The 23,710-nt window shown below is 58.3% G+C and carries 17 protein-coding genes; 12 read left to right on the top strand and 5 right to left on the bottom strand.

The features are described from left to right. Window positions 1–17: 17 nt before the first annotated feature. The 5 genes from ACR0MI_RS19805 to ACR0MI_RS19785 all read left to right on the top strand — a co-directional run bounded on the left by ACR0MI_RS19805 (window position 18) and on the right by ACR0MI_RS19785 (window position 5,560). Window positions 18–857, top strand: coding sequence for a DMT family transporter (locus tag ACR0MI_RS19805; RefSeq protein ID WP_170612109.1), 840 nt, complete (start codon window positions 18–20; stop codon window positions 855–857). A 44-nt stretch (window positions 858–901) separates the two neighbouring features. After that, window positions 902–1,123, top strand: a complete 222-nt coding sequence (locus ACR0MI_RS19800; protein ID WP_480855374.1) for a hypothetical protein — start codon at window positions 902–904, stop codon at window positions 1,121–1,123. Between the two features lie 133 nt (window positions 1,124–1,256). Continuing rightward, the gene (locus ACR0MI_RS19795) at window positions 1,257–2,276 is read left to right on the top strand and encodes a putative 2-aminoethylphosphonate ABC transporter substrate-binding protein (protein ID WP_170612111.1); all 1,020 of its coding nucleotides are present in this window, start codon (window positions 1,257–1,259) and stop codon (window positions 2,274–2,276) included. 132 nt (window positions 2,277–2,408) lie between these two features. Further along, window positions 2,409–3,542, top strand: a complete 1,134-nt coding sequence (locus ACR0MI_RS19790) for a putative 2-aminoethylphosphonate ABC transporter ATP-binding protein (protein ID WP_480490710.1) — start codon at window positions 2,409–2,411, stop codon at window positions 3,540–3,542. Continuing rightward, window positions 3,539–5,560, top strand: a complete 2,022-nt coding sequence (locus ACR0MI_RS19785) for a putative 2-aminoethylphosphonate ABC transporter permease subunit (protein WP_480855369.1) — start codon at window positions 3,539–3,541, stop codon at window positions 5,558–5,560. Before ACR0MI_RS19790 ends, ACR0MI_RS19785 begins: the two co-directional genes overlap by 4 nt. Window positions 5,561–5,588: 28 nt before the next feature. Here ACR0MI_RS19785 and ACR0MI_RS19780 read toward each other — a convergent pair whose 3' ends face one another. Beyond that, window positions 5,589–6,473 (bottom strand): LysR substrate-binding domain-containing protein, encoded by an 885-nt coding sequence (locus tag ACR0MI_RS19780; RefSeq protein ID WP_170612114.1) that lies wholly within the window; start codon window positions 6,471–6,473, stop codon window positions 5,589–5,591. Window positions 6,474–6,593: 120 nt separating this feature from the next. Here ACR0MI_RS19780 and ACR0MI_RS19775 point away from each other — a divergent pair, with 120 nt between their 5' ends. The 5 genes from ACR0MI_RS19775 to ACR0MI_RS19755 all read left to right on the top strand — a co-directional run bounded on the left by ACR0MI_RS19775 (window position 6,594) and on the right by ACR0MI_RS19755 (window position 13,846). Further along, window positions 6,594–7,781 carry a 2-aminoethylphosphonate--pyruvate transaminase gene (locus tag ACR0MI_RS19775; protein WP_170612116.1) on the top strand — a complete coding sequence of 396 codons (1,188 nt, stop codon included), beginning with the start codon at window positions 6,594–6,596 and terminating at the stop codon, window positions 7,779–7,781. Between the two features lie 20 nt (window positions 7,782–7,801). Beyond that, window positions 7,802–9,046, top strand: coding sequence for a phosphonoacetate hydrolase (gene phnA, locus ACR0MI_RS19770; RefSeq protein WP_170612118.1), 1,245 nt, complete (start codon window positions 7,802–7,804; stop codon window positions 9,044–9,046). 3 nt (window positions 9,047–9,049) lie between these two features. Beyond that, window positions 9,050–10,513 (top strand): phosphonoacetaldehyde dehydrogenase, encoded by a 1,464-nt coding sequence (gene phnY, locus ACR0MI_RS19765; protein ID WP_480440553.1) that lies wholly within the window; start codon window positions 9,050–9,052, stop codon window positions 10,511–10,513. A gap of 106 nt (window positions 10,514–10,619) precedes the next feature. Beyond that, window positions 10,620–11,972: a (R)-1-hydroxy-2-aminoethylphosphonate ammonia-lyase gene (gene pbfA, locus ACR0MI_RS19760; RefSeq protein WP_480855364.1), complete on the top strand. Its 1,353-nt coding sequence runs from the start codon at window positions 10,620–10,622 to the stop codon at window positions 11,970–11,972. Window positions 11,973–12,166: 194 nt separating this feature from the next. After that, entirely contained in the window at window positions 12,167–13,846 is a 1,680-nt protein-coding gene (locus ACR0MI_RS19755) for a Na/Pi cotransporter family protein (protein ID WP_170612122.1), read from the top strand. Window positions 13,847–14,072: 226 nt separating this feature from the next. Here the strand turns inward: ACR0MI_RS19755 and ACR0MI_RS19750 are convergent, their stop codons facing one another. Genes ACR0MI_RS19750 through ACR0MI_RS19740 form a run of 3 tightly spaced genes read right to left on the bottom strand, consistent with a single transcriptional unit; the run spans window position 14,073 to window position 20,136 of the window. After that, window positions 14,073–15,398, bottom strand: a complete 1,326-nt coding sequence (locus tag ACR0MI_RS19750) for an aspartate aminotransferase family protein (protein ID WP_170612124.1) — start codon at window positions 15,396–15,398, stop codon at window positions 14,073–14,075. Further along, complete coding sequence (locus ACR0MI_RS19745; RefSeq protein WP_170817235.1) at window positions 15,395–17,773, bottom strand: FAD-dependent oxidoreductase; 2,379 nt, start codon at window positions 17,771–17,773, stop codon at window positions 15,395–15,397. The genes ACR0MI_RS19750 and ACR0MI_RS19745 overlap by 4 nt, the downstream gene beginning before the upstream one ends. Next, window positions 17,770–20,136: a GcvT family protein gene (locus ACR0MI_RS19740; RefSeq protein WP_480855361.1), complete on the bottom strand. Its 2,367-nt coding sequence runs from the start codon at window positions 20,134–20,136 to the stop codon at window positions 17,770–17,772. The genes ACR0MI_RS19745 and ACR0MI_RS19740 overlap by 4 nt, the downstream gene beginning before the upstream one ends. 47 nt (window positions 20,137–20,183) lie before the next feature. Here ACR0MI_RS19740 and ACR0MI_RS19735 point away from each other — a divergent pair, with 47 nt between their 5' ends. Then, window positions 20,184–20,930 (top strand): sulfotransferase-like domain-containing protein, encoded by a 747-nt coding sequence (locus ACR0MI_RS19735; protein ID WP_170817233.1) that lies wholly within the window; start codon window positions 20,184–20,186, stop codon window positions 20,928–20,930. On the opposite strand, the gene ACR0MI_RS19730 is transcribed toward ACR0MI_RS19735, so the two are convergent. Continuing rightward, window positions 20,921–22,450: a trimethylamine methyltransferase family protein gene (locus tag ACR0MI_RS19730; protein WP_170612132.1), complete on the bottom strand. Its 1,530-nt coding sequence runs from the start codon at window positions 22,448–22,450 to the stop codon at window positions 20,921–20,923. The genes ACR0MI_RS19735 and ACR0MI_RS19730 overlap by 10 nt on opposite strands. Window positions 22,451–22,530: 80 nt before the next feature. On the opposite strand from ACR0MI_RS19730, the gene ACR0MI_RS19725 reads away from it, so the two are divergent. Further along, window positions 22,531–23,517: a LysR family transcriptional regulator gene (locus tag ACR0MI_RS19725; RefSeq protein WP_480440550.1), complete on the top strand. Its 987-nt coding sequence runs from the start codon at window positions 22,531–22,533 to the stop codon at window positions 23,515–23,517. Window positions 23,518–23,710: the final 193 nt, after the last annotated feature.

Below are 23,710 nucleotides of genomic sequence, written 5' to 3'. Positions count from 1 at the left end.
CATTTCATCGGCTCGCAATGACGACCTCGGCGCTTCTTATCGTTTTGACCGCTGCCTTTTTGCATGCGCTCTGGAATGCGGTTGTCAAAGGGGCGCCCGACAAAGCAATCGTTTTGGGGCTGGTATCACTTGGCCACGCAATCCCCGCGCTGTTTGCGTTGCCGTTTTTCGGGTTACCGGTTTGGGCGGCTTTTCCCTTTATCGTTGGCTCGACCCTGATCCACTGGGGGTATTACTGGTTTCTGAACACCGCATATAAACATGGCGACCTGTCGATGGTTTACCCCATCTCTCGCGGGATCACACCTGTTCTGGTCGCGATGGGCGCAATTTTGTTTGCCGGAGAGCTTCTTTCGATGGTCGCATGGGTCGGCATACTCTGCATCTCGGCAGGTATCGGGTGCCTGTCCCTTGCCGGGTTAGGCAGACAAACGAACTGGATCGCCATAGCGGCAGCGCTTGGTACGGGCCTGATGATTGCGTCCTATTCGATTGTGGATGGTATCGGCATTCGGCTGTCCGAGAACGCATTGGGTTACATCGCGGCCTTGTTCGTCGCTGAAATATTTGTTGCCGGTTTTATCTTCACGACCCGATGGCAGCGCCTTGTGGCACTGCCCAGTCGCTTTGTCTGGGCAGGCCTGGCGGGCGGCGTCATTTCCGGCCTGGCCTACGGGCTGGTGCTGTATGCCAAGACGATTGCGCCTTTGGGTGTGGTGTCAGCACTCAGAGAAAGTTCCGTGATCTTTGCGTCGATTATTGGCGTCATGTGGTTTGGCGAAGGGCCCAAATCCAACAGGCTTCTTGCGGCGACAATCGTGGCGCTTGGCATCTTGGTTTTGGCAATGGCGAGATAACGAAATCTAAGGGCAGATTTCGGACGCAGAACCTGGAAACACGCATGAAAGAAGTACTGATCTTCATCATGGATCCGGCTGGATTTCGGACCGCCGCAGGAACAATGCCGATCCCGCCTGTGTTCAGGCTCTGGCCCGCGCCGGGGGCGACAATACTGGACGGCACCAAAAGTATGCAAAATAAGCGGCTTCAAACGGTTAGGCCCTGCCGCTCCGTTGCCGAAATTGATCGCAACCGTCGGCAATCCACAGCTGCTTTTCCATAGGGTGCACTTATGATGTTGAAGATATAATCGATTTTTCTTGAAGTTTTTATCTGTCAAACTGTTGATACAAATCTGAATAGAACGCCGCGCAAGAATGGCGAACCCGTCAAGAAATCACCAACAGAGGATAACAATGAAACACACGACATCATTTCTTGCCGCTCTGGCCGTCAGCGCAATGACCGCGACGGTTGCGGCATCGGAAACAGAATTGACAGTGTACACCGCCGTCGAGGCGGAAGATCTGGCCCGCTATGCCGAGACGTTCAACCAAAGCAATCCTGACATCAAGATCAACTGGGTTCGCGACTCGACCGGGATCATCACCGCCAAACTGCTGGCAGAGCGGGACAACCCCCAGGCAGACGTCGTATGGGGGCTGGCGGCTACGTCGCTGCTACTTCTCAAATCGGAAGGCATGCTGGAACCCTACGCGCCCGCCGGCGTCGAGAACCTGGATCCCAAGTTTGTCGATGGCGACAATCCACCCGCATGGGTTGGCATGGATGCCTGGGTTGCATCCGTATGCTACAACACGGTCGAGGCCGAAAAGGCCGGGCTGAAGCCACCCACCTCGTGGAAAGACCTCACTGACCCGATGTACAAGGATCAGGTTATCATGCCGAACCCGAACTCGTCAGGCACCGGGTTCCTTGACGTTTCAAGCTGGCTGCAAATGTTCGGTGAAGAAGGCGGCTGGGAGTACATGGACGCGCTGCACGAAAATATTGCGCGCTATACGCATTCAGGGTCCAAACCCTGCAAGCTGGCGGCAGCGGGCGAAATCCCGATCGGTATCTCGTTTGCCTTCCGCGGTGCCAAGTCCAAGGCGGATGGCGCACCGCTTGAGATTATCGTCCCGTCCGAAGGCGTAGGCTGGGACATGGAAGCCACCGCAATTGTCGCCGGAACGGCAAATCTGGAAGCCGCTCAGAAACTGGTTGATTTCACAGTCACCAAGGAAGCCAACGAAATGTACAACACCGGCTATGCGGTTGTGGCCTACCCCGGCATCGCAAAACCGGTTGAGCACTTCCCAGAGGGTCTTCTGGATGCCATGATTGACAATGATTTTGAGTTTGCCGCGAATAACCGTGCGGCAATCCTGAAGGAATGGCAGTCTCGCTATGACGGAAAGTCGGAAGCGAAATAAACACGATAGCAGGAGAGGTGCTTTTGCCTCTCCTGCGCGCCCTTCTCTTTATCCCAAAAACATGACCTGCGCACCTGGCAATGCCCAGCCCGGATCAGCCATGCCCGAGGTGCAGATGTGAGGACTTCTCCCGTGCTTCAGAAAACACCTCCCGGTGAACTGTATCTCAGCATCCAGAACTTGTGGAAGGCGTTCGGCAGCTTTCTCGCTCTCAAGGATATTTCGCTGGAAATCAACGATGGCGAATTCGTTTGTTTTCTGGGCCCGTCGGGTTGCGGGAAAACGACCCTGCTCCGCGCTATCGCCGGTCTGGATTTGCAGACCAAGGGGACGGTGATGCAGGACGGCAAGGACGTGTCCAACCTGCCCCCGTCCGAGCGTGATTTCGGGATCGTGTTTCAGTCCTATGCGCTATTTCCGAACCTCACGATTGAAAAGAACATTGCATTTGGTCTGGAAAATTCAGGCCACAGCAAATCTGAAATCGCTGTCCGCGTGAATGAGTTGCTTAATCTCGTCGGCCTGCCGGATCAGGGCAAAAAATATCCGGCACAGTTGTCGGGTGGGCAGCAGCAAAGGATTGCCCTGGCCCGTGCCATCGCAACCAAGCCCGGCCTGCTGCTTCTGGACGAACCCCTTTCGGCGCTTGATGCAAAAGTACGCGTCCATTTGCGTCATGAAATCAAAGAGTTGCAACGCAAGCTGGGCGTGACCACTGTGATGGTGACGCATGACCAGGAAGAGGCGCTGGCCATGGCGGACCGGATCGTGGTCATGAACCATGGGGTGATTGAACAGGTGGGATCGCCCACCGAGATATACCGCCATCCAAGGAACTTGTTTGTCGCCGATTTCATTGGCGAGATGAACCAGCTGTCGGCAGTTGCCGGTGACCCTCAGACGATAGAACTGGGCGGGTCCGTGCTGAAATGCACGCGGCATTCGCATCAGAAAGGAAGCCGCGTCATAGCTGCTGTCCGACCCGATGATGTCATTCCACATGGAGAAGGTGCGCGGTCTCCCGGTGCGCCGGATACAATTACCACCCCGGAAAACGCCTTCGAAGTACTGATCACCGAGATGGAGTTCCTCGGTTCGTTCTGGCGGTGCCGCCTGAGCAATGAGCGGTTCGGCAAATCCGAGCTGATCGCGGATTTCTCGATCAATGCCGTGCGCCGCCTTGAGCTGGAAGAAGGGCGGACGATGATGATCGAGCTTCCCGAAGACCGCCTGATGGCCTTTGACGTACCGGAGACCGGGGCATGAGTACCGCTTCCACCAACGGCAACACTTTGCCCCCCGGCCCAATCATCAAACCCAAGCTCAGCCGCGACGACATCCTGATGCGCGGAAGCATGATGGTTATCGTGCTGTATCTGATCGTGACGCTGGCGCTGCCGCTTTACACGATGCTCTCAAAGTCGTTTTCCACCTATCGGGTGGAACTGTCCCAATACGAGTTTCAGGTCAGCGATGACGCAGGGAGTTTTGATGGAACGATCCTGTCGGGCGATGCGCTGAACCGCGAAACCGGAGCATTTGCCGACACCGATCTTGTGACGGGTTCGGACGGGCGCTTGCCTGTTACGGGTTTCTTCCCAGATTTCAGTTTCCGCAGTCCGGTGATGTATCAGATCCGGAACACGACGGATACCGGTCGGTTCCTGGTGGGATCGACTTTGCAGGAAGGAACCGATTGGGTCGAGCTGGATTCCAATACCTTTCGGCGGGTTCAACTCCGGCCCGTCCAGTCCAGGGGATTGGATAACTTTGTAAACTACTTCTCCACGCCCGCGCTGTTCAATTCGATCAAGAATTCGCTTTGGATTTCGGTTGTCAGCACGATCATCACCGTGACGCTGGCCTTCTGGTTTGCCTACGCGCTCAACCGCAGCTGCATGCGGTTCAAAGGTGTCTTTCGCCTGATCGCAATGGCGCCAATTCTCGTTCCCTCGCTGTTGCCGGGTATCGCCTTGGTATACCTGTTCGGCAATCAGGGCATGATCAAAGAACTGCTGTTCGGCGCCAGCATCTATGGTCCGATCGGCATTGTGATAGGCTCGGTTTTCTTCACCTTTCCGCATGCCTTCCTGATCATCTCAACGGCGCTGGCGATTTCGGATGCGCGGCTGTACGAAGCTGCGGCAAGCCTGCGGTCAACCCCATGGCGCACGTTCTGGACGGTGACCGTTCCGGGCGCCAGGTACGGCCTGATCTCTGCCGCCTTTGTTGTGTTCAATCTGGTAATCACCGATTTCGGCCTGCCCAAAGTCATTGGCGGGCAGTTCAACGTGCTTGCGGTGGACATCTACAAGCAGGTGATCGGCCAGCAGAACTTTGAGATGGGCGCGGTTGTGTCCGTGGTTCTGGTGATCCCGGCGATCCTGGCTTTTGCGATCGACCGCATGGTCCAGTCCAAACAGGTGGCGCTGCTGTCGGCCCGGTCGGTGCCGTATCAGCCAACCCCGAACCCGAAAGCTGATCGCCTGTTTCTGGCCTATTGCAGCGCGGTCGGCCTGTTCATCGTTGGCCTTCTGGCAGTGTGCCAGTTCGCTGCCCTGATCAAGTTCTGGCCCTATGATCTGAGCCTGAGCCTGAGGAACTATCAGTTCGACAAGATGGATGGCGGCGGCTGGGGGTCTTATTTCAATTCGATCCGGCTGGCCCTGCTGACTGCAATTATCGGCACGGCGGTTGTGTTCTTCGGGGCCTACCTGGTTGAGAAATCACAAGGGTTCCGCACCGGCAGATCGATCTTTCAGATGTTCGCGATGTTGCCGATGGCCATTCCGGGCATGGTACTGGGGCTGTCCTACATCTTTTTCTTCAACAACCCGTCAAACCCGCTGAACGGCATCTACGGCACAATGGCGATTTTGGTGATCTGTACGGTGACGCACTTCTACACCGTATCGCACCTGACGGCGGTGACGGCCCTGAAACAAATGGACCGCGAGTTCGAGTCCGTGTCAGCGTCGCTCAAGCAACCGACGATGAAGCTGTTTGCACGGGTGACGGTTCCGGTCTGCCTGCCAGCGGTTCTGGACATATCCATCTATCTGTTTGTCAACGCGATGACGACCGTGTCGGCTGTGGTGTTTCTGTACTCACCCAAGACCACGCTCGCCTCAATCGCTGTCCTGAATATGGATGATGCCGGAGACATCGCACCGGCGGCGGCAATGGGGATGATGATCTTCTATACAAATGCCGCGGCCCGGATCATTCATCAGATAGCGTCCAAGGGCATTCTGAAACGCACTCAAGCCTGGCGAAGTCGCTAGCGGCCATTTTGACTCCCTGCCCCGCCAATCAGCTATTGGCGGGGTTTTCTTTCAAAGTCCGCTGCACGAACTCCATGAAAGCGCGGATAATCTTCACCTCGCGGCGTTGCGAAAGCGAAATGATGCTCTCGCCCATTTGCAGGTTGATCCCCTGCAACTTGATCTGCCGCAGCCGGTCATCATGCCCGTATTCCGCCTGCGAAACAAAACCGATGCCGGCGCCGGAGGCCACAAGTTCCCGAATTGCTTCACGCCCTTCGGCAACGATCGCCGGTTTAAGCATGATCCCGTGCTTTTTGGCCTCATCTTCCAGTTTCTGGCGCGTTTTTGACCCGGTCTCGCGAAAGATAAGCGGCAGCTTTGACAGCTCTTCCAGAGACAGGGTCGGTTTGGACGCCAAAAGCAAACCCTGGGCCGCAAAGGCGACGATCTCGGTGGATCCAAGGCTCAGAATTTCCATGTCCTTACCCGGCGACAGGCTGCCGACAACGCCGATCTCCGCATTATAGGACCGGAGTTCCTCCAGGATTTCCTCGGTATTGCCCGAGCGCACGGTGATTGTGACGTTCGGATTCTTCTTCTGAAAGGCCCCCAAAAAGGCTGTCAGGTGGTGCGCTGAGTCGGCGATGATGCGCAACTCTCCATCAACCACGGCCTTGGTCTCGGAAAGGTAGTCCTCGATCTGATCTTCGATCTCGAAGTATTGCTTGGTGTATCTGTAAAGCTGCTCTCCTTCATGGGTCAGGGTCACACGTTTCCGTTCGCGCTGGAACAACAACAAATCGTGATCCTGTTCCAGCTTTCGCACCTGCTCGGAAATGGCCGGCTGTGTCAGATACAAGGCTTCTGCTGCACGTGAAAAACCACCGTGTTTAGCCACAAAATGAAAGGCTTTGAGCTGACTGTGCCGCATCGCGTATCCCCGTTTCCCATTACATAGGCTGAGCTTATAATTAGATCGATAATTGCAATTTCACATATAGCAACCGTTGCTGCAATTGTGTTCTTGAAAACGCTTTTCTGGAGCATGGATATGACGCCTTCCAACGCAAAAATCGAACCTCCTCGCCTCGGTGAACCATATCTTCTGACACCCGGTCCTTTGACAACGTCCTATGCTGTAAAAGAAGCCATGTTGAAGGATTGGGGCAGTTGGGATGACGACTTTCGTGCCATGACGCGCGAAGTGCGGTCCAGCCTTCTGGCGTTGCTTGGCGAAGGGGCTGACGACTACGATTGCGTCCCCATGCAGGGTAGCGGTTCGTTCTCGGTCGAGGCGATGCTTGCGTCGTTTATTCCACCCAATGGCAAGGCACTTGTTCTTGCGAATGGCGCCTACGGGCAACGATCTGCGCAGACCCTGGAATATCTGGGGCGCGACCATGTCGTTCTGGACAAGGGGGATTACCTGCCGCCAAGGGGCGAGGAAGTTGCCCGCATTCTTGCCGAGGACCCCGACATCACCCATGTGGTCGCTATTCACTGCGAAACCAGCTCGGGAATTCTGAATCCGGTCGAGGAGATATCCGAAGTCACCTATGCCGCCGGGCGCAAACTTCTGATCGACTCGATGTCGGCGTTTGGCGCGGTGGAACTCAAACCCACCGAAATCCGCTACGAGGCGATGGTGTCTTCGGCCAACAAATGTATCGAAGGCGTGCCCGGTTTCGGCTTCATAGTCGCCCGTAAATCCGAGCTTGAAGCCGCGAAGGGCAACAGCCACTCGTTGTCTCTGGATGTGCACGCACAGTGGGCGCACATGAACAAGACCGGCCAGTGGCGGTTCACACCGCCAACACATGTGGTGGCCGCCTTTATCGAGGCACTCAGGGCACACGCCGCCGAAGGGGGCGTACCCGGCCGTGGCGGGCGTTACACCCGTAATCGCGATGTCATGGTCGCCGGAATGCGAGAGCTGGGCTTTGAAACGTTGCTGGACAATCGCTGGCTCAGCCCAATTATCGTCACCTTTTTCTGTCCCGCGGACGAAAACTTCGTGTTTGATCAGTTCTATAACCTGATGAAATCCAAGGGCTTCATCATCTACCCGGGCAAACTGACGGTGGTCGACAGCTTCCGCGTCGGATGCATCGGCCAAATGGACGAACACGTCATGCGAATGGTCGTGACCGCCGCAAAGGAATCATTGGAGGAGATGGGCGTGACCAACGCGGCACCTCCCCTCCGGGCACTGCAAGAACGCGCCAAACTGGCTGCCTAACTATCAAGGAACATGACAAGATGACCATCCAAACCCCCGTTGTAGCAAACGAGCGCGTCTATCCGACGCCCAAGGTCCCCGCAATTGCCATCTGCCTGGATGGGTGCGAGCCTGAATATCTGGAGGTTGCGATTGCCAAGGGACTGATGCCCAACCTCAAGCGGATGCGCGAAGAAGGCACTGACCGGCTGGCCCATTCCGTGATCCCGTCCTTCACCAACCCCAACAACCTGTCGATCGCCACTGGACGCCCGCCCATCGTGCATGGCATCTGTGGCAACTACCTGATTGACCCGGACAGCGGCGAAGAAGTCATGATGAATGACGTGCGTTTCCTGCGTGCACCGACCATCTTCTCGCAATTCTACGATGCCGGGTTCCGCGTCGCCATGGTAACCGCCAAGGACAAGCTGCGCGCGCTTCTTGGTGCGGGGCTGAAGTTCGACGAAGGCCGTGCAGTCGCCTTTTCCTCGGAACGTTCGGGCGAGACGACCATGGCTGAGCACGGCATCGACAATGCCAGCAAATGGTTGGGCATGGACGTCCCCGAGGTTTACTCGGCCGAACTGTCCGAGTTTGTCTTTGCTGCCGGCGTCAAGCTGTTGAAAGAGTTCAAGCCCGACGTGATGTATCTGTCGACCACTGACTATATTCAGCACAAGTTTGCACCCGAACAGCAAGGCGCGCTGGATTTCTACGCGATGTTCGATCGCTATCTGGGCGAACTGGACGCGTTGGGTGCCGCCATCGTGGTGACCGCCGACCACGGCATGAAGCCAAAGCACTTGCCTGATGGCTCGCCCGCCGTTGTCTATGCGCAGGATCTGATGGACGAGTGGCTGGGCAAGGACGCCGCGCGGGTCATCCTGCCGATTACCGATCCTTATGTCGTGCATCACGGCGCATTGGGGTCTTTCGCGACCGCCTATCTGCCGGAAGGCGCGGATCAGGATGAAATCATAGCAAAACTCAAAGCGACCGAGGGTATAACCCACGTGCTGACCAAGGCCGAAGCCATCGAGCAGTTCGAATTGCCGGGCGACCGGATTGGCGACATCGTGATGGTCTCGGGCGAGAACATCTGCATTGGCACGTCCGAGCACCGTCACGATCTGGCGGCCCTGAAGGAACCCCTGCGCAGCCATGGCGGTTTGACCGAGCAAGAAGTTCCGTTCATCGTGAACCGCGTCATCGACCTGCCCAACCAACCGGTTTTGCGTAATTTCGACGCCTTCTTTTACGCAACCACAGCAGCGGCACAGTAAGTCATGAAAGATCAGACCATGTCGAACATCGAAATACGAAACGAAGGAATGCGGATCGGCGGTGAAATTGTCTTCACCGAAGAAACCGTTCCGGTGCACTACCCCTATACCAACGAAGTTGTGGGGTACGTTCCGGCCGGAACCGCCGAACATGCGCGCAAGGCTTTCGAGATTGCGGCAAACTACAAACCAAAGCTCACCCGGTATGAACGCAGCCAGATCCTGCAGCGCGCGGGTGAGCTGATCGGAGAAAAGCGCGAATATCTGGCCAAGTGGCTGACGCTTGAACTGGGCATCTGCCACCAGCACGCGATCTACGAAACCAAGCGCGCGCAGGATGTCTATCAGTTCGCCGCCGCCGAGGCACTGAAGGATGATGGCGAGATTTTCTCGTGCGATCTGACCCATAACGGCAAGGCCCGCAAAATCTTCACCATGCGCGAGCCGGTAAAGGCGATCAGCGCGATCACACCGTTCAACCACCCGCTTAACATGGTCAGCCACAAGATCGCGCCGTCGATTGCCACCAACAACTGCATGGTCTGCAAACCGACGGAATTGACCCCGCTGACCGCATTGACCCTGGCGGATATTCTGTACGAGGCGGGCTTGCCACCCGAGATGTTCCATGTTGTCACCGGTTGGCCCGCTGACATCGGCGACGAGATGATCACCAACGAGCATATCGACATCATCACCTTCACCGGCGGCGTGCCTGTGGGCAAGATGATTGCCGAAAAGGGCGTCTACAAACGTCAGGCACTGGAACTTGGCGGCAATGATCCTCTGATCGTCCTCAACGACCTCAGCGATGCTGATCTGGACAAGGCTGCCACGATTGCGGTTGCAGGTGCCACCGGCAATTCCGGCCAGCGCTGTACGGCAGTCAAACGGATCCTCGTGCAGGAAAGCGTGGCCGACAGGTTTGTGCCGCTGGTTCTGGAGAAGGCCAAAAAGATCAAATTCGGCGATCCGCAGGATCCTGAAACCGAACTGGGCTGCGTGATCCACGACAAGGCGGCGGAAGTCTTTGAAAACCGCGTTTATCAGGCCGAGAAAGAAGGCGCGGAAATCCTCTATCATCCGGGCCGTCAGGGCGCGCTGCTGCCCCCGATTGTGGTCGACAAGGTGCCGCATGACAGTGAACTGGTGATGGAGGAAACCTTTGGCCCGATCGTCCCCATTGTGCGTGTGCCCGACAACGATGAAGAGGTGATGGCCATCTCGAACTCGACCGAGTTCGGCCTGTCCTCAGGCGTATGCACCAACGATCTGAACCGCGCCATAGCCTATATAAACGGGCTGAACGTGGGCACATGCAACATCTGGGAACAGCCGGGTTACCGGATCGAAATGTCGCCCTTCGGCGGAATCAAGGACAGCGGAAACGGCGTGAAGGAAGGCGTTATCGAAGCGATGAAGTTCTTTAGCAACGTGAAGACTTATTCGCTGCCCTGGCCTGGCTGACGTCCCTGCCCCTTCTGCAAACAGGAGGGGTCCAGGAAATTTCTCCCCGGAACTGGCGGACCCTTCGGGGCCCGCCCCTTTTCCAAAACGACAGTGAGAAACGGATATGCCACAGATTGTCCATACAGAAGGGGAATCGAATACCTCGGAAGCCCGCAAAGCCTGGCTGAAGAAGTCCATCGGGCCCAAATCATCGCCGCTGCTGAAACGCGACTCGGATGTGTTCCTGCATCAATCCCTGTCCAGCCCCTGCGTCAGCACGATTGCCAAGGCCGAAGGTATCTGGATCGAGGATCTCGACGGCCGCCGCTACATGGATTTCCATGGCAATTCGGTACATCACATTGGCTATGGCCATCCCCGTCTGGTCCAGGCGATCAAGGATCAGCTGGACGACCTGCCCTTTGCCCCACGCCGTTTCACCAATGAACCGGCGGTGGAACTGGCCGAAAAGCTGGTGGCCATCACCCCGGGCGATCTGGGCAAGGTACTGTTCACCACCGGCGGTTCGGACGCCAATGAAGTCGCGCTCAAGATCGCCCGCGCCGCGACGGGCCGTTTCAAGACTCTGAGCTTCTGGGACGCCTTCCACGGAGCGGGCTTTGGCGCGGCAAGCGTTGGTGGCGAGGCCACTTTCCGCAGCCACATCGCCGGGCCGCTTTTGCCGGGAACCGAGCATGTAGCACCCTTTCACCCCACCCGATGCCCCTATGGGCACACAACGCTTGAAGCCAGCGCGGAAGCCTGCGCCAACATGATCGACTATGTGCTGGAACGCGAAGGCGACATCTGCGCCGTCGTGGCCGAGGCGATGCGTGCCGTGCCCATCGTGCCGCCGCCAGGTTTCTGGAAGCGGGTGCGCGAAATTTGCGACCGGCACGGCGCATTGCTGATCCTGGATGAAATTCCGACCGGGCTGGGCAAGACCGGGCAGATGTTCTCGTTCCAGCATGATGAAATCATCCCCGACATTGTCACCATCGGCAAATCGCTGGGCGGGGGTATCCTGCCAATCGCCGCCTGCATCGCCCGGAAAAATCTGGATGTTTGCGGGGACTTTGCCATTGGGCATTACACGCACGAAAAGAACCCCGTAACCTCTCGGGCCGCTTTGACGACACTTCAAATCATAGAAGACGAGGGCTTGGTCCAGCGCGCGGCTGAGTTGGGCGAATACGCGATGGGGCGCCTGGTCGACGCCCTTCAGAATGTTCCCATCGTCGGTGACATCCGAGGTCGCGGCCTTATGTACGGTATCGAGATTGTCGAGGATCGTGCCAGCAAGACGCCCGGAAATGCGCGCGCGGAACAGATCTACTATGCCTGTCTCGAAGCGGGGTTGAGCTATAAGATCAGCCAGGGTTGCGTTCTGACCCTGTCGCCGCCGCTGACGATTTCGCAAACTGAACTGGATCGTGCCATCGACATCGTTGTTGCCGCAATCACAGAGGCAAACTGAGCCGACTGGCCATGGCGGCGGGCAAGATCGCCAATTGGTTCGGTAACGGGCGCACTTGGCGCAACCCAATAAGATGCTGCAAAATAGACCGGATTTCCCGTCCTTGTTTGCCGTCGCCCAAGGCTCAAAAGCCATCTGCAGCGGATCGCACACAAACTGCGGTGCAAATACCTGTTTTGAAGCCGGAGTGAAGCATGGCAATTGTCACCTTCCTGATCAGTTTGGCCGGGGCAACCATGCTTCTGCTTTACGCAGTACGCATGGTGCGCACTGGAATCGAACGCAGCTACGGCGCGTCGTTCCAGCGGGTGATGACGCGCCAGCGCAGCTACCTGCATGCCTCGGTGGTTGGGCTGATGATGGCGGTCGTGTTGCAAAGCTCGGCCGCCGTGGCTTTGCTGACGTCCGGGTTTGCCGCCAGTGGGATGCTGAGCTTTCCAGCCGGTCTGGCGATTGTACTGGGTGGCGATCTGGGCTCGGCGTTGATCATTCAGATCCTGTCCTTTCGGTTGGACTGGCTTGTGCCGCTGTTACTGGCAACTGGCGGCTATCTGTTCGTCAAGACCGAAGCCAAGAAAGCACGGCAGCTTGGGCGCATTCTGATGGGCGTGGCATTTATCCTGATCTCGCTGAGGTTCCTGCGCGAGGCGATGGACCCCATCCGGGACAGTGCATTTCTGCCCGCCGTCGCCGATTATCTGGCGCGCGATTACATCACGGCCTTCCTTGTCGGGGGGGCCCTGGCTTTTGTCATGCACTCGTCGGTCGCGGCCATCCTTATGTGCGTGACGCTTGTACAGATCGGCGCAATCCCTTTTGCCGCCGGTATGTCATTGGTTCTTGGCGCGAATTTTGGCTCGGCCTTCATTCCGGTCTGGCTGACCCGGGGAATGCCTGTGACGGCACGACGCATCCCCTACGCAAACCTGGCGCTGCGGGGCAGTTGGGCTTTGGTGACCCTGTTTGTGGCGAACCTGGCCCTGCGAACCGGGCTCTTGGGAGAACCGCAGGGGGGACAGATGCTCGTCAATGTGCATCTTGCATTCAACCTGTCACTGCTGGTTCTGGCGCTTCCGTTTTGCGGGCGCTTGCAGGCACTGTTCGAAACGCTTTTGCCAGACCCCCAAAAAGAACAGAAGCCGCAACCCGCAAGGCCGGTCAGTGCGTTGGACATCAGATGCGTTTCGAGCCCAAACCAAGCGCTGCCGAGCCTGAAGCGGGAACTTCTGCGGATGAGCGATCTTCTCGAGACCATGTTCCGCCCGGTGCTGGAACTGTACCGACACGGTGATAAGGAACAGATCCGGTCTGTTCAGGCGATTGACGAGGAAGTGAACCAGTGCCTCTCGGGTATTCGAACCTTTGTTGCAGCGATACCGGCTGAATTATACGAAAAACAGGATGCCAAAACCGCGCGCGATCTGATGGAGTTCGCTATTCGGCTTGAAACGGCCGGGGATGTTGTTGCCAAACGCCTGACTGTTTTGGCGGGCGAAATGCGCGCCAAGGGTTCAAGTTTCTCGCAAGAGGGCTGGTCGGAACTCGTCCACATGCACGAGAGCATTCTGTCGAATATGAAACTGGCTTCGAATGTGCTTATTTCAGACGATCTGGAAAGCGCGCGGCTGCTGAGCCTTGAAAAAACCGAAATAAAACGGGTGGAACGTGACAGCCGCAAGCGGCACCTGCGCCGATTGCAACATGGGACAACGGAAAGCTTCGAGACCAGCGATATGCATCTGGAGACTTTGCGTGCGTTTCGAGAGTTCAACAGTCACATCGCCTCTGTCGCCTACCCGGTCCTGTACCGCTATGGGCAATTGTTGGAGACGCGATTGATCAAGGAAATTGCCGACGAGCCAAGCGGTCCGTGAGATCGTCTCAACTCGTTTGCCTTTTTGATAGCGGTGTTCGCAAAGTCTGACGGTGGCCTTGCGCTGGTTCCGACCCCGGATACAGATGCGCACCCTTGTCGGTCAGAGCTTGCCTGAACCAATCAACATCCTAGGCTCGAACTCCACCTAGCCAATCGACATTGGCGGGTCCCTCAAAAGGGCCCTTGTCGCGCCACCGCTTTCAGCAGTTTCACAGGGCTATCCTTTATCCATGGGCAGTACCTTCAGCCATTTCGAGCGCCTGGTCGAGGCTGTTTGCCACCTGGTCCACATCTTCCAAGGACAAACAAAGTGGCGGCACCATCCGTAGGCATTGCTGGAAAGGACCGGACTTTGACAGGATGATCCCCTGCGCGCGGCAGGCTTCGAAGACCTCTGCTGTCATCTCCTTGTCAGGCGCTTTGCTGTCCCGGTCTTTCACGAATTCCAGCGCCAGCATAAGTCCCTTGCCGCGAACATCACCGATGGCCTTGTACTTGTCTTTCAAGTCATTAAGCCTTTCCAACAGCGCCGCGCCCACAATACGGGCGTTTTCCTGAAGCCCTTCGTCTCGCATAACGGCCAGAACGGCACGGGCTGCAGCGGCCGAGGTCGGGTTGGCGCCGTAGGTGTGGAACATGAACCTTTCGGCCATCGGCGCCGCAACTTGTTTTTTGGCCACAACCGCTCCGATCGGAAAGCCGTTTCCAAGGCCCTTGGCCATGACAATGATGTCGGGGACAACGCCGTCTGCCTCGAACCCCCAGAAGTTTTCGCCGGTGCGGCCAAAGCCTGACTGAACTTCATCGGCAATGTAAAGCCCCCCTGCCGCGCGCACGCGATCTGCTGCGCCGGACATATAGCCCGGCGGCATTTCGATGATGCCGCCATAGCCCTGCACGCTTTCCACAAAGATGCCCGCCACCTGACCGGATGTCGCTGTGGCGATGGTGCGGTCGATCTCTTCCAGATACGGCTGGGTACCTGGCCCGAAGATGCCGCGATACTGGTTGGGTTCGGGAACGAAGGCGACGTTGCCGGGCATGCCCGGGTGGCGCCACCCGGCAATACCTGTGATCGACTGCGCTGCGGCAGTGGGCCCATGATAAGCAGTGCGCAACGCCAGCAGGTCCAGATTGCCGGTATAGGTACGCGCCATGGTCATCGCCAGATCAATCGCCTCGGACCCGGAGTTGGTCAGATGTACCACCCAGTCATGGCCCTTGGGCATGGTCGCGGCCAGTTCCTCGGCCAGATGTGCGGGTGTCGGGTGGTAGAACATTGTCGTGCAGTGGGTCAGTTCCTGCGCCTGCGCGCTTGCTGCTGCCACCACGCGTGGGTGCGAGTGCCCGACCGAGATACAGACATTCATCCCCAACAAGTCCGTATATTTCCGCCCGTCCGTGTCCCACAGGTATTGGCCCTGGCCTTTTTTGAACACAATGGGCTCGCGGAAGGGCGTGAACCGCGTCAGCGAAGCGGCATAGTACCGGTCCCGTCGCGCGGCGGTATTCGAGAAGTCCCAGTCGGTGTGAAGGGGGTGGTCAGTCATTTGGAACCTCCGGTTTTCAGTCGATGGTTATTGGGGTCAAAGGGGGCTTCCGGCAGGATGGTCGCGGCACGGTGCTGACCCAGGATCGAGATGGTCAGCCCCTCGCGCGCGGTCGGGTCACGCAGGTAGGCCAAGGCAAGAACCTTGCCGGTGCGATGACCATAGGCCCCCGAGGTGGCGATCCCTACCGGCACCCCGTCTTTCCATATCGTGTGCGCGTAGAACGGATCGACCTGACCGGCTTCGACATCCAGCAGCACCATGTCCCACGCGTCGTCGCGGGCCAGCTTGGTGCGCAGGTCGTTGCGGACAAAAGGGGTCAGCCCAGCCTCAAGAGGGCTGCGCTCGGTCGTCAGGTCACTGCCCCAGCCACGATAACCCTTTTCGAGACGCATGGAATTTGCGGCATAGGCCCCGTAGAAGCCAAGGCCAAGAGGTTTCGCAGTTTCCTCAAGCAATACGAAGAGCCTTGCCGCGTGCTTATTGGCGACATGCAACTCCCAACCGCATTCGCCCAGATAGGACACACGCAGGGCGCGCAGGGGGATGCCCGCCACGTGGGTCTCGCGCGCGGTCAGCCAGGGCATATCGACCAATTCGGGTAGAGCGTCAGTAGACTTGGGTCCCATGACACCGATGACCGCCAGATCCTCGGAGACGTTTCGAACCATGACGTCAAAACCTTCGGCGACATGTGTCAGCAGATCAAAATCGATCTGCTCGGCCGCCGCGGCACTGGTAAGGTAGGCATGGTCTTCGGTCAGGCGCGTGATGGTGAACTCCGACAATACACCATCTGTCGGCGTCAACGCGTGGGTCAGGCCAATGCGGCCCGGCGCGGGTGCGCGGTTTGCGCCCAGCGCCTCCAGAAACCGGACAACATCCGGGCCGGTGACGTCGAATTTCGAGAAAACCGACAAATCTGCCATCGCAACGCGGTTATGCGCGGCGTCGACCTCTCGCGCCACATGTTCGAACCAATTGGCGCGGCGGAAGGTTTCATCGGCCACAGCCCCGGGCATGTCCGAAAACCAGTTCGGTCGCTCCCAACCAAAGGCCGCCCCCATTACCGCGCCGCGCTGAACCATCAGGTCGTGCAGCGGAGACAGGCGCAAGCCGCGCCCGGCGGGGCGTTCCTCGTGCGGGTAGTGCACACCGAATTGCAGACCGAAACATTCGATGGCCTTGGCCACGCGATAGTCACGATCCGCCCAGACGCCAAAGCGTCGGCTGTCCACTGCCAGCGCATCCATTGGCGGCGCGCCATGGGTCATCCAGTGGGCGAGGAACCAGCCTGCGCCGCCGCCCTCCATCACGCCCATGGACGAGCCGGTCAGCAGCCAGGCGTTCTCCAAGCCATGCGCAGGCCCGATCAGGGGGTTGGCGTCCGGTGTGAATGTAATAGGGCCGTTGATCACCGATTTCACGCCACCCGTTTCCAGCGCCGGAATACGGTCCATCGCGGCCATGATGATGTGTTCGACACTGTCCAGATCCGGCGGCATCAGGTCCGCGCCGAAATCCGGCGGTACACCGTCGACTGACCAAACCTTGGCGTCCTTTTCATACGGCCCAAGGATCAACCCGTCGCGTTCCTGTCTGACGTACCAGCTTTCCTCGGGGTCTCGAATGATCGGCAACTCGGGCAAGCCCTCCTTTATCCGGGACGACACGGCGTCGACCGTGTCTGTCACCAGATATTGGTGCAGCACAGGAACCGAGGGGATGTTGAGCCCCATCATGCGGCTAACCTCCCAGCCCCAAGTGCCTGCGGCGTTGACCACGTGGACAGTCTCGATCGTCTCTTTCTCGGTTTCGATCCACCAATGATCCTGCTGGCGCTTAACCGCGATGACCGCGCAATTGCGCAGGATCCGGGCACCGCCACGTCGGGCGACTTCGGCCATCGCGTGGGTTGCAAGCGTTGGGTCTACGTGGCCGTCATCGGGTTCATAAATCCCACCGATCAACCCATCCAGTTTTGCCAGGGGGAACAGTTCGGCAATCCGTTCCGGTGTCAGCACCTCCAGCGAATAGCCGGTGAACTCGGACAGGCCGGCCACGTGGCGGAACTCGTCCATCCGGTCGGGGTTGCGCGTGATCCGCATCGCACCCGAGCGATGAAACCCACAATCGCGCCCGGTTTCCTGCGGTAAAATATCCCGGTAAAGCCGGACAGAAGTTGCACGCAGTTCCTGAATCGTGGGATTGTGCGCGAAATGGGTGCAAAGCCCGGCCGCATGCCAGGTCGACCCATGGGTCAGGTCGTTCTTCTCGACCAGCAAAACGTCGGACCAACCCGCCTTGACCAGATGATACATCAGCGAGACGCCCATGGCCCCACCGCCGATGATCGTTACCTGCGCCTTGATCATGCGCGCATCCTTTCGCCTGAGGGATCAAAGGGCGGGCGGCGCAGGGGCTGCGCGGGATAGTCCTGCCCGGCGACCCGAATTGTGAAAATTCGGTCCCATGTCTCGTCCAATGTCTCGCTCGGCTGGACAGATACCATGGCAAAACACAGGTTCAGCCCCGTTCGCGGCCCGCGTCCACCCGAAGTTGTAAGCCCGACATAGGTGCCGTCCTCGAACACCGGTTCGTCATGCAGCAGCAGGGCCGCGCCCCGAACCTGCAGCAGGACAAGACGTCGATGCAGCCCCTGGTGTTTTTGCTGTTCCAACACCGCTTTACCCACAAACTCCTTGGACCAATCGATGGTGAACCCCAGACCGGCTTCAAGCGGAGTGATCTCGGGGCCAAGCTCATGCCCCCAATGTTTGAAACCCTTTTCCAATCGGCATGCATCCACGGCGTAATGACCCAATGGGGTTGCACCTGCGTTTCGCAACGCATCGAACAGCTTGGGGGCATACGCATTGGACACTGTCAGTTCCCAGCCCAGCTCTCCGACAAAACTGACGCGGGTCGCACGGCATGAAGTGCCCGCCAATTCGGCGGTGGCGGCGTGGCCAAAGGGTATCTCGGGAAGGTCTCCCAGGCTTTGCAGAACAGACCGGCTGCCTGCCCCCATCACACCGATGGTGCAGAGCGCCTCGGTCAAGTCCTGAACCATGACGTCGCCCTTCAGGTGGCGGCGCAGAAACGTCAGGTCGCGTCTGCGTGTGGCCACGCCCGAGGTCAGGTGAAACGCATCCCCGCGCAGCCGCGTGATGGTCACGTCCATCTCGATGCCGCCGCGCGCATTGAGTATCTGGGTGTAGACAGCCCGACCGAAAGGCACGTCCATCTGCGCGGTGGTGAGGCGATTCAGCGCCACCAGAGCCTCCGGGCCGGTGATTTCCAGTTTGGTAAACGGGCTCAACTCGATCAGGGCGGTGCCATGACCCATGACAGCCGCTTCCGCCTCGGCCAGAGGCCACCACCCCTGATCGGCTATGGAATAATCCTGTGCCGGGCCGTAATACAGCCCGCGTTCCCAACCTGCTGTAAGCCCGAAATGTGCCCCGGCCCCAGCCCAGCGGTCGTGCAAGGGGGTGGTCCGCAAGCCCCGCCCAGCTTGGGGCTGCTTATACGGCCAGTGCAAGGCAAAGAGATCCGCGACAGCCTCTTCAATGCGTTGTGCCATGTGCCCGGCAGTCGCCGTAGCGGGGTCGACCCGGGCCACATCGACCTCCCACATATCCATGGAGGGGTGGCCGTCGATCACCCAATCCGCCAGTGCCCGTCCAATTCCTGCCGAAGACATCACCCCGACCGAATTCATGCCAGCGGCCACAAACAGGCCATCAACCGAGGTCTCACCTACAAGTGGCCGGGTGTCCGCCGTAAAGCTTTCGGGGCCATTCATGAAATGCTGGATGCCCACGGTTTCAAGGCTGGGGCACAGCTCCAACGCGGCCTCCATGAAGGGGGTGAACTGGTCCCAATCTTCGGTCATCTCAAGAAAAGGGCGGTCGCCTTCGGGGCCATAGGCGTCCCAGCATTTGGCGTTGGGTTCAAAGCCGCCGATCACCAGTTTGCCCGCGTCGCCCTTAATGTAGATGCCCCGGTCCAGATCCCTGATCACCGGAAATGGGTTTGGCAGGCCGGCCATGGGTTCAGTGACCACATACATGTGTTCGACCGCCTGTAACGGCAGCGCCACGCCCACGCTGGCCGCCAACTCGCGTGACCAGGCACCGGTGGCGATGACCACCTGATCTGCGTCCAGTTCGGTTCCATCGGTCAGGGTTACGCCAATGATTCGAGTGCCCGACTTGCGGAGGGCCTGAACACCGGTGTGCTCATGGATCTTTACACCACTGTCGCGCGCACCTTTGGCATAAGCCATGCACAAATCGACCGGGTTCACATTGGCATCTTCAGGCACAAACAGGGCGCCGACGTGACTGCTCAGATCAAGCTGCGTCAGGGGTACGTCCGAGGCCGAGACCATGCGCGGGCTCAATCCCAGCGTCTGACCCAGATCCGCAATCCGGTGCAACTCGTCCAGACGAGCGGGATCGCGTGCCAGCCAGTAGCCTGAGGTCTGGCGGTAGCCGGTCGACATTCCGGTTTCGGCCTCAAGGGCTGGAAATACCTCGAGTGCGGCCATCGCCAACCGCGTCATGTTTGGAGTTGCCCGCAAGGGACCAACGATCCCGGCCGCGTGCCACGACGTGCCCGAGGTCAGTTGGTTTCGCTCCAGGACGGTGACATCTTCAGCACCGCGCTTGGCCAGATGGTAGGCCAGGCTGAGACCAATCGCGCCGCCCCCGATGATCAGGATACGCGTCATGCTGCCCTCCATTGACGCGACAAAGGCACCGAACTTAGGGTCGGCACATGACGATACATGCTTTGTGGTGCCATCCCCGCTCGGTTTCGACCGCTTTTGAACGTGTCATGCGCGAGCGCGGTGATCTGACCGTGCTGCACGAGCCGTTCATGTACCATCACTATCTGACCACCAAAGACCGGCTGTTTCCGGGTTTCACGCCCGAACCCGGGCACCCTGCGACATACGACGATATTCGGGCCATGATCCGCGCAAAGGCTGCAATCAACCCCTTGTTTTTCAAGGATATGGCTTACTATGTCACCGAAGCCTTGCCGCTGGATCCCGAATTTACTCATCAGATGAGCCACGCATTTTTGCTGCGCGACCCGGGCGAAGCGGCGCTGTCTTATGCTAAACGGGATCCCGAATTCACCCGATTGGAACTGGGACATGAAGCCCAGTACCGACTGTACACCGCGCTGAAAGAGCTGGGACATGACCCTTTGGTCATCACCGCTGATCAACTGCGCCGCGATCCGCAAGCGACGCTGCGCCGATATTGGGCGCATGTCGGGCTGCCCTATCTCGCGCATGCGTTTTCCTGGGACAGCAGTGTACCGGATGGCTGGCAATCGGTGCAAAGCTGGCATAGCGAAGTACTGCAAAGCGGCGCGATCCAGGCGCCCGTGGTCACGGACGTGCGGGCGGAACTGGATGCGCTTGGCGAGCCATATGCCGACCACGTGGCGCATCACCTGCCGTACTACACTCAGATGCGTGAAATCGCCGAAACCCAAGCTCATCAGAAATAGTCCCGATCGGGTTTCTCGGCCTTTCGCCGTGCGATATAGTCCTGCAATTCCGTGTCAATGTCTGGATCCAGACCAGGATCTTCATATGCGTCAAGCTGCTCTTTCCAAATTGCATTGGCGCGGGTTGCGGCATCCTTCTCTCCCGCCGCGTGCCATTGTTCGAACGAATTGTCATCCGGGGTCCAGGGCCGGAACAGAGCGGACATGAAATTGGCCTGCGTGTGTTCGGACCCGAGGAAATGCCGACCCGGGCCTGTCGCCGCGATCGCCTCCATCGCCTGGGCATTCTCGCTCATGTCAATGCCTTCGAAGAAACGCCCGATCTTGCCGCACAGATCGTGATCCAGGATCGTTTTTTCGAACGAGGTCACCAACCCGCCCTCCAGCCAACCGGTGGCGTGGTTGATCAGGTTCGCGCCCGCGAACATCGACATCATCAGACCCCAGGTAGCCTCTTGCTGGCTCTGGGCGTCCGGGACTTTTGATGCGCTGAGCGTACCAACCGTGTGCAAGGGTACATTCAGCCTGCGGGCAAGCTGTCCGGCCGCCAATACCATCAACCCGGCCTCGGGTGTGCCAAAGGTGGGTGCGCCGGACTTCATCGACATGGTCGAGGCGAAACTGCCCATCATGCAGGGTGCCCCAGGGTTTACCAATTGGGTCAAAGTCATTGCAGCCATGGTTTCAGCCAACACCTGAGCCAACGTCCCTGCCACAGTGGACGGCGACATGGCCCCGGTCAGAACCCAAGGCGTGCAGGCAACCGGCTGCCCGGCGCGAGCATAGGTCTTCAATGCACCCGACATATGGCTGTCCATCACAAGGGGCGCGTTGGTGTTTGACACGCAATAGAGGACGGCGTTTTCGGCCACAAAATCCTCACCGAAAACGATCCGCGCCATGTCGATCGCGTGGCCTGCCCGCTCGGCCCCGATAAAGGCCCCCATGAAGGCCCGATCAGAATAGCGAATGTGGCCATATAGCATATCGAGGTGGCGTTTGTTGGCTGGCAGGTCCACCGGCTCGCACACCACACCACCCGAGTGGTGAAGCCACGGCAGGCTATGATGCAGCTTGATCAGATCGATGAAATCCTGATGCGATGCATAGCGACGACCGCGATCCAGATCGTGCACAAAAGGCGGCCCCCAAGCCGGACAAAGCACACTGGCTTCTCCGCCAAGCTGAACGCTGTTGGCCGGATTGCGGGCATGTTGCGTGAACTGCGCGGGCGCGGTTGCAGTGATCATTTTTCGACAAAAGCCGGGTGCGAACCGCACGTGCGTTCCGTTTACGTCACAGCCTGCATCTGCAAAGATCTTCAGAATCTCCGGGTCATCCTGAAACTCCATCCCGGTTTCGGCTAGGATGGTGTCCGCATTGGCCTCGATCTGCTCCAGCCCCGTCTCGCTGAGCACATTGAAGGTCGAGAGCTTTCGCAGAATAAACGGCGCACGCATCTCGGCAGAGGTGCGAATTTCCGCCGCCCTGCGACGGCGGGATGGGCGCGAACGTGTCATGGCAAAACTGTTGACCCGGCGCTTGACGGAAACCAAGAAAATCCCAACAGTATAATCATCATTTATACTAAGGATGAGCTATGCTGGATCGTCGCAAACTGTCGCCAAGCCTGATGCGCTCACTCGAAATCTTCGTCGCCGTTGCGGAAACAGGTCAAATGCGGGCGGGCGCGAAGCTGCTCAATCTCTCGCAGCCGGCGGCATCCCAGCACATCACCGCGTTGGAAAAGGCCTTTGGCACCCTGCTTCTGGATCGCAGTACACGTCCGGCCCGGCTGACCTACGCGGGCGTGCGCCTGCACAGCAAAGCGCAGAAGATTCTGGATGCGTTTTCCGACATGGAAACCGAATTGCGCCACGTCGGCCAGAAATCCCTGACCCTCCTTCGGGTCGGCATTCAGGCCTCTATCGCCACGACCCTGACGCCTTCATTGATTGACCTGGCCCAGCGTGTGTTCAACGTCGAAGATATCACCTTGCATGCCGGGCAAAGCGGAAACCACGAGCATTTGCTGAGGACCAAGCAAGCGGATCTGGCAATCACCTCAAATCCTTTTCTGGACATGGATGGCCTTGAGCGGCACCACGTTCTGACCGAAAGATACCTTCTGGTTCTGCCCGAAACATATGATGGCCCGACAGATAGCCTTGAGGCGATCCAGACGCGGCTGCCCTTGGTTCGGTTCGGAGATACAACAAACGCCGGCCGCCAAATTGCACAACACCTGCGCCGTTTGCGTTTTGAACCCGACAAGGTCATTCAGGCGGACCGTTCAAGCATGGTTACGTCCTGTGTTTCTGCCGGACAGGGGTTCAGCCTTTTGACACCAACGTTGCTGATTGATGGATTGGTGGAGAACATGAGCTTGCGATTGAAAGAGCTTCCGGTCTCCGGCCTCTCGCGCACCCTGACAGTTGTCGCCAGAAAAGAAGAGCTTCAGAGTTTTCCAAAAGCGCTTGCTGAGATGTCCAAACAGAAGCTGACACAGCAAATTGCCAAGCATATGGGAGATGTCGGAACAACAAACGTGGAATATGACTTGGCCGAAAACTTGGTAAATAACTGAACGAGGCCGGGCTTCCGTCGGCGAACTATTGACGGCTCCAGACGATTTCAGCGGACATTCTGGGCAGCGATCTTGTGCAGGAAGACAGAAAGCTTCTTGTTTGAGCACTTATCTTAAGCGCGGTCATAGCGGTTCACTTCGAGGACGGGCACGCCCAAGATGGTATGGAGGAGATCGGACCACGAAAACTTCA

Source organism: Ruegeria sp. D4 (genome assembly GCF_056534475.1).
The sequence above is the reverse complement of the archived record's forward strand: the minus strand, read 5'-3'. Positions and strand labels throughout refer to the sequence as shown.

What these genes read in the sequence shown, in the direction of transcription:
- ACR0MI_RS19805 (WP_170612109.1), top strand. Translation starts at nt 18, where the DNA reads ATGACGACCTCGGCGCTTCTTATCGTTTTGACCGCTGCCTTTTTGCAT.
- ACR0MI_RS19800 (WP_480855374.1), top strand. Translation starts at nt 902, where the DNA reads ATGAAAGAAGTACTGATCTTCATCATGGATCCGGCTGGATTTCGGACC.
- ACR0MI_RS19795 (WP_170612111.1), top strand. Translation starts at nt 1,257, where the DNA reads ATGAAACACACGACATCATTTCTTGCCGCTCTGGCCGTCAGCGCAATG.
- ACR0MI_RS19785 (WP_480855369.1), top strand. Translation starts at nt 3,539, where the DNA reads ATGAGTACCGCTTCCACCAACGGCAACACTTTGCCCCCCGGCCCAATC.
- ACR0MI_RS19780 (WP_170612114.1), bottom strand. Translation starts at nt 6,473, where the DNA reads ATGCGGCACAGTCAGCTCAAAGCCTTTCATTTTGTGGCTAAACACGGT.
- ACR0MI_RS19775 (WP_170612116.1), top strand. Translation starts at nt 6,594, where the DNA reads ATGACGCCTTCCAACGCAAAAATCGAACCTCCTCGCCTCGGTGAACCA.
- phnA (WP_170612118.1), top strand. Translation starts at nt 7,802, where the DNA reads ATGACCATCCAAACCCCCGTTGTAGCAAACGAGCGCGTCTATCCGACG.
- phnY (WP_480440553.1), top strand. Translation starts at nt 9,050, where the DNA reads ATGAAAGATCAGACCATGTCGAACATCGAAATACGAAACGAAGGAATG.
- pbfA (WP_480855364.1), top strand. Translation starts at nt 10,620, where the DNA reads ATGCCACAGATTGTCCATACAGAAGGGGAATCGAATACCTCGGAAGCC.
- ACR0MI_RS19755 (WP_170612122.1), top strand. Translation starts at nt 12,167, where the DNA reads ATGGCAATTGTCACCTTCCTGATCAGTTTGGCCGGGGCAACCATGCTT.
- ACR0MI_RS19750 (WP_170612124.1), bottom strand. Translation starts at nt 15,398, where the DNA reads ATGACTGACCACCCCCTTCACACCGACTGGGACTTCTCGAATACCGCC.
- ACR0MI_RS19745 (WP_170817235.1), bottom strand. Translation starts at nt 17,773, where the DNA reads ATGATCAAGGCGCAGGTAACGATCATCGGCGGTGGGGCCATGGGCGTC.
- ACR0MI_RS19740 (WP_480855361.1), bottom strand. Translation starts at nt 20,136, where the DNA reads ATGACGCGTATCCTGATCATCGGGGGCGGCGCGATTGGTCTCAGCCTG.
- ACR0MI_RS19735 (WP_170817233.1), top strand. Translation starts at nt 20,184, where the DNA reads ATGACGATACATGCTTTGTGGTGCCATCCCCGCTCGGTTTCGACCGCT.
- ACR0MI_RS19730 (WP_170612132.1), bottom strand. Translation starts at nt 22,450, where the DNA reads ATGACACGTTCGCGCCCATCCCGCCGTCGCAGGGCGGCGGAAATTCGC.
- ACR0MI_RS19725 (WP_480440550.1), top strand. Translation starts at nt 22,531, where the DNA reads ATGCTGGATCGTCGCAAACTGTCGCCAAGCCTGATGCGCTCACTCGAA.